Genomic DNA, 15,610 nt, shown 5'->3' on the forward strand with positions numbered 1-15,610 from the left:
TGTTTCCAATGCGGGTAAGGTGAATCTGCGGTGAGATATCGGGCGGTCAGTACTGATAGGTCAGGCTGAAGCCGACCGCAGGCGTTGCAGTTTTGAACTCAGCCGGTTTGTATAGCGACCAGCTGGAAAAGATGTCGTAACTTAAGCCGAACAAACCGCCCCGCACGCCGACGGTGGCGCCGGCCAGTTTGTCGCCCAGCAAATGCTGCACACTGGGGCCGTAGACTTTGCCGAAATCAATGCCGGCATAGGCCGACTGACCGCTTTGGGCCAGCGGGATGTCGAGTTCATTGCGCACGAAGAAGCCGCGCTCGGCCGCCAGCGTCAGTTCGCCGTCGAAGCCGCGCACGGTGTAGCGATTGCCGATACTGAATTGATCTGTCAGATACAGTGGCGAGCGCGTGTTCTGGCCACGCAGAGTGCCGATGTAGGTCAGCGGCTGGCTGGCGATCTTGAACGGCACGCTCAGGGTTGCGTCAATCGATTGCAAGGTATAGCGGAAGGTCGGCGTGCCGGGTTCGCGGTTGTCCAGGTCTGCCTGGCCGTTGAACCAGGAGACGCCCCAGCGGTTGGCCAGCGTCAGGTCGAGCTGGGCGTCGCCGAAATAATGCTTATGGACCCAAGCCAGCTCGGCGAAGGTGGTATTGCGCTGTTGCACCGCGATTTCGGTATCGTCGATAAAAGCATGGCTCCAGCGTTTGCCGACCTTGAATTGCCAGCTGTTCTTTTGTACCTGATCGCGCTGGAATAATTGCGCAACCTTGAATTCCAGGTTGCGCGACTTGCCGCTGGAAACGAAATCTTGGTTGTTGCCGGCGATTTTCTGGTGGTAATCGTAAGTGCTTCCCGAGACTGAAAAATTCCAGTAACCGGCCGGAATCGCGTAATAGATATTGTTACCGCTGGTGCCGCGCCGGCCGGCCGCGCGGTCGGCGTTGGTGCTGATGCCGATGTTGAACATGTCGGACAGGCCAAGCGGGTTGTCGATGGAAAGGTTGAGACCGGCCTGCAATTTGCCGGTGCCTTTGGCGCCGCTGTCATCCAACGTGCCGGTCAACTTCCACGGCTTGCTGCGCTTCACTTCGATCACCACATCGCTCTCGCCCGGCACTTCACCGGGGACGATTTGCATGTCGACATCCTGACTCGGCACGCGCTTCATCTGCTCTAAACCTTGTTCCAGGTCGCGCAGGTTGAGTAGTGCATCGGCACTTGTCGGGAAAGCGTTGCGCCAGGTACCGTAGAGGTCGGGATCGGTAAAGCGGATTTCACGGATCACGCCGGGAACCAGCACCAGTTTCAGTGTGCCGCTGGCCAGGTCTTGTTCGGGGATGCCGATACGCGTGGTGCTGTAGCCTTTGCTCAGGATCAAACTGGTCAGGCGTTTGACGATCAGGTTCAGGCCTTCCTTGCCGATGCAGGCGCCGGCGTACTGGCCTAAATAGTCCTGGGCAAAACGAAAGGGATCGTGCGGTAGATTGCTGGCGCCGGCGGCGTGGATTACCTCCGGCAATTGATTCGGCACCTCAAGCGTGAATTGCTGAATCGCGAAACAAGGTGATTCGGTTGGCAATGTCAGCGTGTCGGCCGCTTCCAGCGGCGCAGCGGTTTGCTGCAGATCGACCTTCGGCGCTTGTAGCTGTTGCTGACGCTCCAGCGCTTCAGCCTGGCTGCGGCGGCGTAGTTCCTCGCTGGCTGGCGTCTGGATAACCTCCGCCCGGTTGACCGGCGCCGGAGCGTCCTGTGCCAGCACTTCTTGAAACGCTGAAGCCAACAGCACCGACCAACCAAACAAAGCGCTCTTCCTCACGTGTTGCCTTATTTATAAAAATCAACACGGACTGTATTACTCTGCGACAAATCGGGATATCGGACGAATCGGAAAAAATAGTGGGAAATTTCAGTTTAACTGCGCTATCGTATTGAGACGACCTTGGGAAACGACACTGTCTGACAATTTTGGCGGCACTATGGCGACGCTCATTTTCACACCTCAACTTGCCCGCTTCATCTCAGCGCCGGAAATTCACACCGACGCCCTCACCTTGCGCGCCGGGCTGGAAGCGGCATTCGCGTCCAATCCGCGCTTGCGCGCCTATCTGCTCGATGAACAAGGCTGCCTGCGGCCGAATGTCGCGATTTTCATCGACGGCCATAACGTACGTGACCACGTACATCTGAGTGCGCCATTGACAGCGCACAGCAAGGTGCACGTTCTGCAAGCTCTCTCTGGAGGTTGACCATGACTGACCGCGCCTGGATCGCAAGCCGCAAAGGATTGTTTTCACTGCAAAAGCAAGATGGCGCTTGGGCTCTGGGCCCGATTGCCTTTCTTGGCGAGCCGGTTTCCATGGTGCTGGCGGACCCGCGCGACGGCGCAGTCTACGCCGCGCTGAACCTTGGCCATTTCGGTGTAAAGCTGCACCGCAAGGATGCTGCGACGGAGCAATGGACGGAAATTGCCGCGCCGGCCTATCCCCTCAAACCCGAAGACTCAAGCGACCCGGTCGACTGGAGCGTGAAGTTCATCTGGTCGCTCGCTTGCGGCGGCGCCGACCAGCCCGGCGTCATCTGGGCCGGCACCTTGCCGGGCGGCTTGTTCCGTTCCAGCGACCGCGGCGAATCGTGGACGCTCATGCGCTCCTTGTGGGATGCGCCGGAGCGCCGCGAATGGTTCGGCGGCGGCTACGACGTTCCGGGGATTCACAGCATTTGCGTCGACCCGCGCGACAGCCGCCATGTCCTCGTCGGCATTTCCTGCGGCGGCGCCTGGGTTACGCATGACGGTGGCGACAGCTGGAGCTTGAGCGCAAGAGGCATGAACGCCAACTACATGCCGCCGGAGCGCATCGACGATCAGAATATCCAAGACCCGCATCGGATTGCCGGCGCGAGGGATACCCCCGATCAGCTTTGGTGCCAGCATCACAATGGGATTTGGCGCTCCGGCAACTTTGGCGCGGACTGGCAGGAAGTCAGCACCGCGCCTTTGTCGAACTTCGGTTTTGCCGTGGCCGTGCATCCGGGTGATGGCAATACCGCCTGGTTTGCCCCGGCACAGGCTGACCAGACACGCGTCCCGGTAGATGCCGCGCTGGCGGTCACACGCACCACCGACGGGGGAAAGTCCTTCACCGCCTTGCGCAACGGCCTGCCCCAGCAGCACTGCTACGACCTGATCTATCGCCATGGCCTGGCGGTGGCGGATGACGGACGTACCCTGTTGATGGCTTCGACTACCGGCAGTGTCTGGCTATCGGAGAACGGCGGCGACAACTGGCAGGCCATTTCCAGCACCATGCCGCCGGTTTATGCGGTGTGCTTCGGCTAATCGGGTCTGCTATTTTTTATCGCATTAGGGTGTGCAAGTCGTTCCCGCGAACGCGGGAATCCATTTTAGGCAGTAATTTGGATCCCCGCGTTCGCGGGGATGACGGAGTTTTTTGAGTTCACCTCATCTATGGCTTACGCGATATAAATATCAAAATAACAACAAATAATATCGATAGAGCAAAAAAATATTGGACGCAGGTGCAGCCAGCCCCGATACTCTCCGGTCGTCCGGTTTACGCGCCTGCCCCGGGCTTGCCACGCTCTTGCCTTCGCTTTGCAGCAAGACATGCGGCAAGACACATACTTATTCCCTGATTACTCCATGAACATTTTCTCTTTCTGGTTCCGCATCCCCTTTTGGCAACGTGTGCTGGGCGGCTTCGTACTCGGCGCGCTGGCCGGCTGGCTGGTCGGCGCTCCCGCCGAAACCTGGTTCGGCCCGCTCGGCAAGCTGTATGTCACGCTGATCAAGATGATCGCCGTGCCGTTGGTTTTCTTTGCCGTCACCAATAGCATTTCCAGTTTGCATGGCATGAAAAGCGTTGCCGCATTGGGTGGCAAGACGTTCTTGTGGTTTGCCATTACGGCGGTGCTGGCGGTTGGCGTCGGCTTGCTGGTCGCGAATTTCACCAATCCGGGCCATAACCTGGGCCAGCTCGCGATGGCTGCCGATTACACCGTGCGTGAAGTGCCGACGCCGATCCAGGTATTGCTGGATGTGGTGCCGTCGAATCCTTTCAAGGCGCTGTCTGAAGGCAAGATCCTGCAAGTGATTTTCTTCGCCGGACTGCTCGGCATGGCGCTGGTGAAGCTGGGCGACAAGGTGAAACAGGTACGCGAACTGATGGGCGAAGCCAGCAGCGCCATGATCCAGATCACCCGCTTTGTGTTGGAAATGACCCCGCTCGGCACCTTTGGCCTGATCGCTGCGCTGGTCGGCTCCTATGGTTTCGAGCGCCTGCTGCCGCTGGGGAATTTCGTGTTTACGCTGTACCTGGCATGCGCGCTGCACATCGTGGTGGTGTATGGCGGCCTGCTGTTGAGCCATCGTCTCAATCCGATTCGCTTTTTCCGCGGCGCCTTTCCCGCCATGCAAGTGGCATTCACTAGCTCATCGAGTTTTGCCTCGATGCCTATCGCCTTGCGCAGCGTGGTGCATAACCTCGGCGTGAAACAGGAATATGCGGCGTTTGCGGTACCGCTCGGCGCCAGCATCAAGATGGATGGTTGCGGCGCCATCTATCCGGCGATTGCTTCGATTTTCGTGGCCCAGTATTTCGGCCTGCAGCTGGATTTGTCGCAGTACTTCATCATCATGCTGGCCTCGGTGCTCGGCTCGTTCGGCACCGCCGGCGTACCCGGCACTGCGATCGTGATGGTGACGCTGGTGCTCAGTTCGGCCGGCCTGCCGCTGGAAGGCATCGGCTACCTGGTCGCTATCGACCGCATTCTCGACATGATGCGCACCATGACCAACGTCACCGGACAAATGCTGGTGCCGGTGCTGGTGGCCAAGGAAGAAGGTTTACTGGATCTGGATATTTATAACGCCGCCAACAGCGATGTCGGGTTGGATCAGAACAGCAACGCGGCGGTCTGATCCGCCTGCTACCGTGCTGCGTTATTGACGCAGCACGGTAGCGGCATCACGGTTCGCCGTCCCAGTAATCCAGGTCGTTCGATCTGCGCTGCACCACATCGAAAACCCGTTCGCCGCCAACGGACGCCATCGCCAGAAACTTGCCGGAATCGGGATATTCGCATACCTCCGGCTGCTCTTTGGTGCTGATCGAAAGATACTTCAACGGCCGATCCGACGTATTCACTATCTGGTGCGGATATTCCGGACCAGGCGGAATAAAGATGACGTCGCCGCTGCGCAACGGCAGCATTTCGCCCGCCACCCGCAGCGTGCCACACCCCTCCAGAATAATAAACATCTCCTCCTGCGCGTAGTGGAAGTGATACGGGCAGGACATCTTGCCAGGGGCGACAGTATCTATGCTGGCGCCCAGCTTCTGTGCCGCAGTGCCCTGCGCCAGGCGCGCGCCGATAGAATCGTATAAAGGCTCGCGCAAGTCATGCGTGGCCGGCGCGGTGTTGAAGTTGCGAATCAAACGACGGCTCAAACTCTCTGCGTTTTCATTCATTTTTTCTCCGAAAATTGACGGTTCCAAGGACTAAATCTTGGACCTGCACAGCAGAATACACGCAAGCACGCTCGGCTGTAATTCCCACCGGAAATTCATATGCACCGTTGCGGACAATCGCCAGACAAAAATGGTGCAAAGCCGCATTTCCGCGCCACTTGGGCACCACTTCCGCACACATGCGATGACACAAACTACACATCCCAAAAAAGAAAATAAATTTCCTTTACTTGAAACGAAAATGAAAATATATTTACACAAATTATAAAAAACAATCCAAGAGGCAGACGGTGCAACATTCCGCAATCACAGCATGGCAACGCGAAAGTGCAGTCGCAGCACGCATAGGCAAAGCCTATCCAGAGTTGTCGAAAGCGCACCGCAAGGCAGCCGATTACGTGCTGGCGAATGTATTCCACACCGCCACCATGACCATCGACGAACTGGCTGACGCGGTCGGCGTTTCGCTGGCGACGGCTAACCGCTTCGCGCATGCACTGGGATTCGACGGTTACCCGGCATTCCGGGCGGCGTTGGTGCTGGACTTCGCATCGTCGCTGGCGCCGGTCGAAAAGCTGCGCAATCAAGTGCTGCGCCCCGCCAGCAGCGCGGAAATCATGGCAGCAGCGCTGACGGCGGATGTGCAAAACCTGGAAGCCACGCAACGTGCATTGTCGCCGGCGCATTGCGACCAGGCAGTCAGCATGATTCTCAACGCGGACCGGATATTCATACTCGGCTTCGGCGCCAGTGCTTTCCTGGCCGGACTCATGGCGCATGCATTGGAACCCTATTGCCGTACGGTGATGTCAGTGGCCGGGCCAGGTGGGCCGTCGCAAGCCAGCCGCCAGTTCTTTAAGCTCGATCAGCGCGACCTGGTGATTGCACTGGCTTTTCCACGCTATGTTACCGATACCGTGACGCTGGCAGGCCGCGCCAAGGAACGCTCGGCGCAACTGCTGGCATTTACCGACGGGCCGAAATCGCCACTGGTGCCGCTGGCCGACGTGACCCTGTACGCACAGACCGAACGCCTGTTGTCGCCGACTTCGGATGCCGCAGCGTTGGCCTTGATCCAGGCGGTATGCGACGCCGTCGCTCATCGCGCCAATCGCTCGGTGCATGCAGCATCGAAAATGACTGAAGCCGTGCTGCCCTGGCTGCATCATCCGGACGGACACCGCCAGCCAGTCGCTTCTAGCAAAGCTGGCAAAACAGCAACCAACAAATCTGTAGCGAAAGTGAAATAACGTGAGTAACTTGAATAACCAGAATACCCCTGCGACCAAGCCCGCCAATTTTGCCACCATCGCCATCCACGGCGGCGCCGGCACCATCCTGCGCAGCGCCATGAACACTATGCAGGAACAGGCCTACCACGACGCCCTGAACGAGATCCTCAGCGCCGGCCAGAAAATCCTGGCGGACGGCGGCAGCGCGCTGGACGCCGTCGCCTGCGCCGTCAGCATGCTGGAAGACTGCTCGCTGTTCAACGCCGGCAAAGGTGCGGTCTACACCCATGCCGGCACGCACGAGCTGGATGCCGCGATCATGGACGGCGCCACGCTGGACGCCGGCGCCGTCGCCATGGTTGAACATGTGCGTAATCCGATACTGGCCGCGCGTGCGGTAATGGAAAATAGCGAACATATTTTGCTGGCAGGCCCAGGCGCGGAAGCATTTGTCGCCCAGCATGGTGTAGAGCTGGTCGAGCCGGAGTACTTTCATACCGAAGCCCGTCACGCCCAATGGCTGCGCGCACGCGACAAGGAAGGCATGCTGTTGCTGGATCACGATGCCACCAGCCAGGCGGCAAGCGATGAGACAACTGAAATCGCCCCCATCGATCCGGATGATAAATTCGGCACGGTCGGTGCTGTCGCGGTCGACATGCACGGCAACCTGGCGGCAGCCACCTCGACCGGCGGCATTACCAACAAACGCGTGGGCCGGGTCGGCGACTCGCCCTTGATCGGCGCCGGCTGTTACGCCAACAATCGCACCGTCGCCGTTTCCGCCACCGGCACCGGCGAAGCATTCATGCGCACGGTAGCGGCTTACGATATTTCGGCACGCATGGAGTATGCGGGCCAATCGCTGGAAGAAGCCGCCGAACAGGTGGTGATGGATCTGCTGCCGCGCTATAAGGGCCGCGGCGGCCTGATCGCCGTCGATGCCCAGGGTAACCTGGTGCTGCCGTTTAATACCGAAGGCATGTATCGCGGTTTCGCCAAGGTTGGTGAAACACCGGTGACCGCAATCTACAAATGATGCAGCAGACGATGCAAAAGATGCAAAAGATGCAAAAGTTGATGATGCAATTGATACGCAAGATGCAGAAAGCGATCCTATGAACAAGCAAACTGGCCGCCGGGTACTGACGGTGGAACAAATGAGCGTTGGCTTTACCACTTCCGAACGCAAGGTGGAAGCGGTACGCAATCTGTCCTTCCATATCGATGCGGGTGAAACGCTGGCCATCGTCGGTGAATCCGGCTCGGGCAAATCAGTGTCGTCGCAATCGATCATGCGTCTGATCGATTATGGCGGCGGCAGGATCACCGGCGCCAGCATGAATTTCCAACGCCGCGATGGTAGCGTTATCGACCTGGCAAGTGCCGATCAAAGCACCATGCGCCATATCCGCGGTTCGGAAATCGCCATGATTTTCCAGGAACCGATGACCTCGCTCAATCCGGTCTTCACGGTCGGCGAGCAGATCGCCGAATCGATACGCCTGCATCAGGGGAAGAGCATGGCGGCAGCGCGCGCCGAGGCCTTGCGCATGCTGGAAATCGTGCGCATCCCGGAAGCCAGACGGATTCTCGATCGTCATCCTCATCAACTCTCCGGCGGCATGCGCCAGCGCGTGATGATCGCCATGGCGCTCTCCTGCAAGCCATCGCTGCTGATCGCCGACGAACCGACTACCGCGCTGGATGTGACGATACAAGCGCAAATTCTGCAACTGATACGCGCGCTGCAGGATGAAATGCAGATGGCGGTAATCTTCATCACCCACGATATGGGTGTGGTGGCCGAGATCGCCGATCGCGTAGTGGTCATGTGCCGCGGCGAGAAGGTCGAAGAAAACAATGTGCACGCAATCTTTGAAGCACCGCAACACCCCTATACCCGCGCCCTGCTGGCAGCGGTGCCGCGTTTGGGTGCGATGCATGGCACGGATCTGCCGGAGCGGATCGCCATTGCGGGAGCAATCATCACCCCTGAAATGGAAGCGGAAGCCAAGATCGTGCGCAGCATTCCCGGCGCCGATCCGCAGCAACAACCATTGCTGAAAGTACGCAACCTGACTACCCGCTTCGATGTCAAGAGCGGCATCTTCAGCCGCGTCAAGCAGCGCGTGCATGCAGTGGAACAAATCAGTTTCGACCTGTATCCGGGTGAAACGCTGGCATTGGTGGGCGAGTCCGGGTGCGGCAAATCGACCACCGGGCGGTCGCTGCTAAGGTTGGTCGACATCACCAGCGGCAGCGTCGAGTTCGGCGGCCGCGATCTGGCCAAATTGCCACGTTCAGATTTGCGCTCGCTACGGCGGGATATTCAATTCATTTTCCAAGATCCGTTCGCTTCGCTGGATCCGCGCCTGACAGTCGGTTATTCCATCATGGAGCCGTTGCTGGTGCACGGCATGGCAGAAGGCGCGCAAGAGAAAGTCGCGGCATTGCTGGAACGGGTCGGCCTGCTGCCGGAACATGCGCAACGCTATCCACACGAATTCTCGGGCGGCCAGCGTCAGCGGATCTGCATCGCCCGTGCGCTGGCGTTGGATCCGAAGATTGTGATCGCCGATGAATCGGTATCGGCGCTGGATGTCTCGATCCAGGCGCAGATCGTCAACCTGCTGCTCGACCTGCAGCAGGAACTGGGCATTTCATTCATTTTCATCTCGCACGATATGGCGGTGGTGGAACGCATCAGTCATCGGGTAGCCGTGATGTATCTGGGACAGATCGTTGAAATCGGCCCGCGCCGCGCGATCTTTGAAAATCCCCAGCATCCGTATACCAAGAAACTGATGGCGGCGGTGCCGGTAGCCGATCCGAACCAGCGTCATCGCAAGCGCGAGATGCTGCCGGAAGAAATTCCCAGCCCGATCCGCAATATAGACGACCTGCCGGTGGTCGAACCGCTGAAACAGGTGGGGCCGGGACATTTTGTTGCAACTCACCGGATTGCCGGTGCGTTCTAGGTGTTTTTTTGCTTTGTTTGTTTGTCCGTTGTCCAAGTAATACTGCGAATTATTTTGATAAATCATTTTCTACGTCGTCTCCGCGAACGCGGGGATCCATTTTAAGTTCAACATGGATTCCCGCCTTCGCGGGAATGACGAAGTCAAATTACCCAGGGGAGTAACACATGCGCACTACTCGATATTTCGGCAAGGTACTGGCTAGCACAGCCGTTGCACTGACGGCTCAGTTTGCAGCCGGCCAGGCTTTTGCCGCCAAAGACGTCACGCTGGCAGTGGCTTCGACTTTTACCACGCTCGACCCATACGACAGCAACGACACGCTGTCGCAGGCAGCCATCAAGTCCTTCTATCAAGGCTTGTTCGGTTTCGACAAGGATTTGAAACTGGTTAATGTACTCGCCGAAGGTTATGAGGTCAGCAAAGACGGTTTGATCTACACCATCCGCCTGCGCAAGGGCGTTAAATTCCAGGACGCCACCGACTTCAAGTCGGACGCAGTGAAGATGGTGTTGGAACGCGTCATCAATCCGGACAACAAGCTCAAGCGTTTCAATTTGTTCAACCGCATTTCCAAGGTCGACATCGTCAACGATTACGAAGTCAAGATCACCTTGAAAGAACCGTTCTCGCCTTTCATCAATACCCTGGCGCACTCTTCCGCAGCGATGATTTCACCGACCGCGCTGAAGAAGTGGGGCAACAAGGATATCGCTTTCCATCCGGTCGGCACCGGGCCGTTCAAGTTCGACGATTGGAAACAGACCGATTACCTGAAGGTCAGCAAGTTCGACGGCTACTGGAAGAAGGGTTATCCGAAGGTCGACAGCATCACCTGGAAACCGGTGGTCGACAACAATACCCGCAGCGCCATCATGCAAACCGGCGAAGCGCAATTCGCTTATCCGCTGCCGTACGAGCAAGCCGAGCTGCTGAAATCCAAACCTAACCTGGACCTGATTTCGTCGGCATCCATCGTACAGCGTTACATCTCGATGAATACGCTGCAAAAGCCTTTCGATAATCCGAAAGTACGACAAGCAATCAACTACGCGATCAACAAGGAAGCCTTGGTCAAGGTAGCCTTCACCGGCTACGCCATGCCACAGGATGGCGTGCTGCCGCAAGGCGTCGACTACGCGCTGAAAACCGGGCCTTGGCCATACGATCCGAAGAAGGCCAAGCAACTGCTGGCTGAAGCCGGTTATCCGAATGGTTTCGAAACCGAATTGTGGTCTGCTTATAACCACACTACCGCACAGAAGATTATCCAGTTCGTGCAGCAGCAACTGGCGCAAGTCGGCATCAAAGCCAAGGTCATGGCGCTGGAAGCCGGCCAACGGGTAGAGAAAGTCGAGAGCGCACCGGTTGCCGCCAACGCGCCGGTACGCATGTACTACACCGGCTGGTCGTCCTCGACCGGTGAAGCCGATTGGGGCCTGCGTCCTTTGCTGGCGTCGGAATCGTTCCCGCCTAAGCTGTTCAACACGGCTTATTACAAGAACGACAAAGTCGATGCCGATATCGCCAAAGCACTGACTACCACCGACCGCACGGAAAAGACTGCGCTGTACAAAGATGCGCAAACTGAAATCTGGAAAGATGCACCTTGGGCTTTCCTGGTTACTGAAAAACTGTTGTATGCACGTAGCAAGAACCTGAAGGGTGTCTATGTGATGCCTGACGGTTCGTTCAACTTCGATGAAATCGAATTGAAATAATCGTCAGCCAGTCCGTCATCCTCGCGAACGCGGGGATCCACATTGCTGCATAACATTGCAACTAAGATGGATTCCCGCGTTCGCGGGAATGACGAGGTCGCCTAGACGCAGCAGAGATTGTCAGCAAATAGATTCTATCGCCGCAATTTGACCAATTACCCGAGTGCCCCATGTTTCCTTACGTATTAAAACGCCTGCTGGGCCTGATACCGACCTTGCTGATCGTGGCGGTCATGGTATTCATGTTTGTCCACCTGCTGCCGGGTGATCCGGCACGGCTGGTAGCCGGACCTGAAGCCGATTCGCAAACGGTCGAACTGATCCGCAAGGATCTCGGCCTGGATCAGCCGATGCACCAGCAATTCATCAACTATTTCAGCAAAGCGCTGCGCGGCGATTTCGGCAACTCGCTGCGCACCAAGCGTCCGGTCAGCACTGAAATTGCCGAACGTTTCTGGCCCACTTTCTGGCTCACCATCACCAGCATGGTGTGGGCGGTGCTGTTCGGCCTGATCATCGGCATCGTTTCCGCGGTATGGCGTAATGAATGGCCGGACCGCCTCGGCATGACGCTGGCGGTGTCGGGGATTTCTTTTCCTTCGTTTGCGCTGGGTATGCTGCTGATGGAACTGTTCTCGGTCAAGCTCGGCTGGCTGCCTGCCATCGGCGCCGACGGCTGGCGTAATTACATCTTGCCGTCGCTGGCCCTGGGCGCCGCGGTGGCTGCCGTGATGGCACGTTTCACCCGCTCCTCCTTCGTTGAAGTATTGCAGGAAGATTTCGTCCGGACCGCACGTGCCAAAGGCCTGTCTGAAACCATCGTGGTGCTCAAGCACTGCCTGCGCAATTCCCTGATTCCCGTGGTCACCATGATGGGCTTGCAATTCGGCTTCTTGCTGGGCGGCTCGATCGTGGTGGAAATCGTCTTCAACTGGCCCGGCATGGGACGGTTGCTGATCGACGCTGTCGAAATGCGCGATTACCCCGTCATCCAGGCCGAGATCCTGTTGTTCTCGCTGGAATTCATTTTCATCAATCTGGTGGTTGACGTGCTGTACGCCGTCATCAACCCTAGCATCCGTTACAAGTGAGGCCGCCTGTGTCTACTCCACTCAATCCTGTAGCCGCAATCGCTGCCGCGCCGTTGCCGAACACCATCCGCACTCCCTGGAGCGAATTCTGGCGCAAGTTCAAGAAGCAGCATCTGGCCGTCGTGGCCGGCTGTTTCGTATTATTCCTGATCGTGGTGGCGATTGCAGCACCCTGGCTGACACCTTATGACGCCGAAAACTATTTTGACTACGACGCCCTGAATGCCGGACCATCGCTGGCGCACTGGTTCGGCGTCGATTCCCTGGGCCGCGACATCTTCAGCCGCATCCTGATGGGCACCCGTATTTCCCTCACCGCCGGCTTTTCATCGGTGGCCGTAGGGGCGGTGATCGGCACATTGGCCGGCTTGATTGCGGGTTATTACGAAGGCTGGGCAGAACGCATCATCATGCGCATCTGCGACGTGCTGTTTGCATTTCCCGGTATCTTGCTGGCGATCGGCATTGTGGCGATTCTCGGCAACGGCATGACGAACGTGGTCTTCGCCGTGGCGATTTTCAGTATCCCGACTTTTGCCCGGCTAGTACGCGGCAATACGCTGGCGCTGAAACACCTGACCTTCATCGAAGCAGTGCGCAGCATCGGCGCCAGCGACAGCACCATCATCCTGCGCCATATTTTCCCCGGCACGGTATCGGCGGTGGTGGTGTATTTCACCATGCGTATCGGTACTTCCATCATCACTGCCGCCAGCCTGTCGTTCCTCGGCATGGGTGCGCAACCGCCGATGCCGGAATGGGGTGCGATGCTGCATGAAGCGCGCTCTGACATGATGACGGCGCCGCATATTGCGATTTTCCCGAGCCTGGCAATTTTCCTGACAGTGTTGGCATTCAACCTGCTGGGTGATGGCTTGCGCGACGCCCTTGATCCCAAGATCGACCGCCGCTGATGCTTGCCCTTCCTCACATCGGCCGGTTACCGGCCGGCCCCTTGAATGCCATCAGCGACGTCACGGGCGTCACAGTCGGCCACGCCACTCTGGCTGAGGGCGCACTACAAACCGGCGTGACGGTGATCCGCCCGCATCAGGGCGATCCGTTTCGCGACAAGGTGCCGGCAGCGGCAACGGTGTTCAACGGCTTCGGCAAAAGCATCGGACTGGTGCAAGTGCAGGAGTTAGGTCTGCTTGAAACGCCGATTGCGCTAACCAATACCCTGTCAGTCGGTAGCGTGGCGACGGCCCAGATTATTTCTGCGATCCAGGCCAACCCGGAAATCGGACGTAGCGACCCCACGGTCAACCCGCTGGTATTCGAATGCAATGACGGTTATCTGAACGATATCCAGGCGATGGCGATCGGCGCCGAGCATTATCAGCAAGCGCTGGCCGCCGCTGCTCCGGCATTTGCCCAAGGCGCGGTCGGCGCCGGGCGCGGCATGTCATCCTTTGACCTGAAAGGCGGTATCGGCTCTGCTTCACGCCTCGCAACAATCGACGGCAACCAGTATTGCGTCGGTGCACTGGTGCTGTCCAACTTTGGCAAACTTCCGGCGCTGACACTGGCAGGCCGGCATATCGGAACCGAATTATTGCGCTTGCGGCAACCGGAAGCGGACGTTCCCGAGATGGGTTCCATCATCATGATCATTGCAACCGACGCACCGCTGGACGCACGGCAGCTGGGACGACTCGCGACCCGCTGCGGCATCGGACTGAGCCGCACCGGCTCCATCTACGGCCATGGCAGCGGCGACCTGGCGCTGGCATTCTCCACAGCGCAGACCGTGCCTTACCGCCCCGACACAGCGATACGACAAAGTTCGTCCTTGCACGACAACCTGCTCGATCCTCTGTTTGAAGCAGTAGTCGACAGCACCGAACAAGCCATCGTCAATGCGCTATTTGCGGCAGAAGCCGTCACCGGCCGTAACGGCCATCAACGCCAATCCTTGCGTGAAGCGGCAGCCGCTCTGCCTTAGTCTCTTAAAAATAAACGACAATGAAAATTCTTATTTCCGTTGATATCGAAGGCGTCGCCGGTGTATTCCATCCGGAACAAACCCGCGCCGGCAATCCCGAATACGAACGCGCGCGACGCCTGATGACAGCAGAAGCCAATGCCGTAATCGAAGGCGCGCTGGCTGGCGGTGCAACCGAGATTCTGGTGAACGACTCGCATGGCGGTTTCCGCAACCTGCTACCCGACTTGCTACACCCCGCCGCCAACGCCATTCTCGGCAAGCCACGCCTGCTAGGCATGATGAGCGGTGTCGACAGCGGCGTCGCCGGCGTGATGATGGTCGGCTACCACGGCCGCTCGCAAAGCTGCGGCATCCTGGCCCACACCATCAACAGTTTTGCATTCGCCCGCGTCTGGCTCAACGATCAAGAACTAGGCGAAGCAGGCATCTACGGCGCCCTCGCCGGCGAGTTCGGCGTACCGGTGATTTTCGGCAGCGGCGACGACGTCTTCGTGACCGAGAACCAACCACTGTTTCCGCAAGCCACGCTGGTCAGCATCAAGACTGCGGATGGCGCCAACAGTGGAACATCGCTGTCGCCGCAAAGCGCTCTGGCTAAGTTGGGTGAAGGTGCGAAGGCTTCGGTCGGCAAGATTGCAGCATGCAGCCCCTTCGTCCTACAGCCGACCATTACATGCAAGCTGCAAACCACCAGCCCGGCGTTGGCCGATCTGTTCTGTCAGCTGCCGATACTGGAGCGAATCGACGGCGTCAACCTCACATTTTCCGCGCCGTCCGTTCAATACGCAGTGCGGGTACTGAACAGTTTGTCGGCCATGTCTTTCATGCTGCGGTAACAGTGTAAAAAGAACGGCTTTTGAAGTTGCGGTTGCGGTTGCCGTTGCGGTTGCGGTTGCTTTTGAAGTTGTTTTTGAAGTTGAAGTCCGCATGGGGATCTGACCGAAGGGAAGGCAGTGGCTTTGCGGTCGCCTTTCTTTGCTTACTTTCGGGCGCCCGGCTAGGGGCGAAGCAAAGAAAGTGAGTAGCCGCCGGGCTACCCCCATACGCGCTAACCAAACTTTCCTCCTCTGAATTGATCCTGCTGATAATGACGTTTCTTTCGCGAAGGTTCTCGCAGTAAATTGCGCATTTCTGTCCATTGCTCAAGGCAAGCA

The 15,610-nt window shown here is 58.0% G+C and carries 14 protein-coding genes; 11 read left to right on the plus strand and 3 right to left on the minus strand.

Translation table 11 applies throughout. From position 1 onward, the window contains the following. Positions 1-46: 46 nt before the first annotated feature. The gene (locus KHU29_RS20615; RefSeq protein ID WP_343216082.1) at positions 47-1,810 is read right to left on the minus strand and encodes a ShlB/FhaC/HecB family hemolysin secretion/activation protein; all 1,764 of its coding nucleotides are present in this window, start codon (positions 1,808-1,810) and stop codon (positions 47-49) included. A 160-nt stretch (positions 1,811-1,970) separates the two neighbouring features. Between KHU29_RS20615 and KHU29_RS20620 the strand changes: the two genes are divergently transcribed. The 3 genes from KHU29_RS20620 (at position 1,971) to KHU29_RS20630 (ending at position 4,933) form a co-directional block, all read left to right on the plus strand. Beyond that, a complete protein-coding gene (locus KHU29_RS20620) occupies positions 1,971-2,240 on the plus strand; it encodes a MoaD/ThiS family protein (protein WP_211455206.1) in 270 nt (89 codons plus the stop codon). 2 nt (positions 2,241-2,242) lie between these two features. Then, positions 2,243-3,331, plus strand: a complete 1,089-nt coding sequence (locus KHU29_RS20625; protein ID WP_211455207.1) for a WD40/YVTN/BNR-like repeat-containing protein — start codon at positions 2,243-2,245, stop codon at positions 3,329-3,331. Between the two features lie 324 nt (positions 3,332-3,655). Further along, complete coding sequence (locus KHU29_RS20630) at positions 3,656-4,933, plus strand: dicarboxylate/amino acid:cation symporter (RefSeq protein WP_211455208.1); 1,278 nt, start codon at positions 3,656-3,658, stop codon at positions 4,931-4,933. Between the two features lie 46 nt (positions 4,934-4,979). On the opposite strand, the gene KHU29_RS20635 is transcribed toward KHU29_RS20630, so the two are convergent. After that, complete coding sequence (locus tag KHU29_RS20635; RefSeq protein WP_211455209.1) at positions 4,980-5,483, minus strand: cupin domain-containing protein; 504 nt, start codon at positions 5,481-5,483, stop codon at positions 4,980-4,982. A 290-nt stretch (positions 5,484-5,773) separates the two neighbouring features. Here KHU29_RS20635 and KHU29_RS20640 point away from each other — a divergent pair, with 290 nt between their 5' ends. The 8 genes from KHU29_RS20640 (at position 5,774) to KHU29_RS20675 (ending at position 15,292) form a co-directional block, all read left to right on the plus strand. Then, on the plus strand, positions 5,774-6,733 hold the full coding sequence (locus KHU29_RS20640; RefSeq protein WP_211455210.1) for a MurR/RpiR family transcriptional regulator: 960 nt from the start codon (positions 5,774-5,776) through the stop codon (positions 6,731-6,733). Position 6,734: 1 nt separating this feature from the next. Beyond that, positions 6,735-7,754, plus strand: coding sequence for an isoaspartyl peptidase/L-asparaginase family protein (locus KHU29_RS20645; protein ID WP_343216083.1), 1,020 nt, complete (start codon positions 6,735-6,737; stop codon positions 7,752-7,754). A gap of 79 nt (positions 7,755-7,833) precedes the next feature. Next, a complete protein-coding gene (locus tag KHU29_RS20650) occupies positions 7,834-9,696 on the plus strand; it encodes a dipeptide ABC transporter ATP-binding protein (protein WP_211455211.1) in 1,863 nt (620 codons plus the stop codon). Positions 9,697-9,863: 167 nt separating this feature from the next. Further along, positions 9,864-11,417, plus strand: coding sequence for a glutathione ABC transporter substrate-binding protein GsiB (gene gsiB, locus KHU29_RS20655; protein WP_211455212.1), 1,554 nt, complete (start codon positions 9,864-9,866; stop codon positions 11,415-11,417). Between the two features lie 170 nt (positions 11,418-11,587). Continuing rightward, a complete protein-coding gene (gene gsiC / locus KHU29_RS20660; RefSeq protein ID WP_211455213.1) occupies positions 11,588-12,508 on the plus strand; it encodes a glutathione ABC transporter permease GsiC in 921 nt (306 codons plus the stop codon). Positions 12,509-12,516: 8 nt separating this feature from the next. After that, complete coding sequence (gene gsiD, locus KHU29_RS20665) at positions 12,517-13,422, plus strand: glutathione ABC transporter permease GsiD (RefSeq protein ID WP_343216084.1); 906 nt, start codon at positions 12,517-12,519, stop codon at positions 13,420-13,422. Beyond that, positions 13,422-14,453 (plus strand): DmpA family aminopeptidase, encoded by a 1,032-nt coding sequence (locus tag KHU29_RS20670; RefSeq protein ID WP_211455214.1) that lies wholly within the window; start codon positions 13,422-13,424, stop codon positions 14,451-14,453. The genes gsiD and KHU29_RS20670 overlap by 1 nt, the downstream gene beginning before the upstream one ends. A 20-nt stretch (positions 14,454-14,473) precedes the next feature. Beyond that, the gene (locus KHU29_RS20675; protein ID WP_211455215.1) at positions 14,474-15,292 is read left to right on the plus strand and encodes a M55 family metallopeptidase; all 819 of its coding nucleotides are present in this window, start codon (positions 14,474-14,476) and stop codon (positions 15,290-15,292) included. On the opposite strand, the gene KHU29_RS20680 is transcribed toward KHU29_RS20675, so the two are convergent. Next, on the minus strand, positions 15,279-15,610 hold a 332-nt coding region (locus KHU29_RS20680; protein ID WP_211455216.1), incomplete at its 5' end, for a hypothetical protein. The genes KHU29_RS20675 and KHU29_RS20680 overlap by 14 nt on opposite strands.

Source organism: Collimonas antrihumi (assembly GCF_018304965.1).
GTDB classification, from domain to species: Bacteria; Pseudomonadota; Gammaproteobacteria; order Burkholderiales; family Burkholderiaceae_D; genus Collimonas; species Collimonas antrihumi.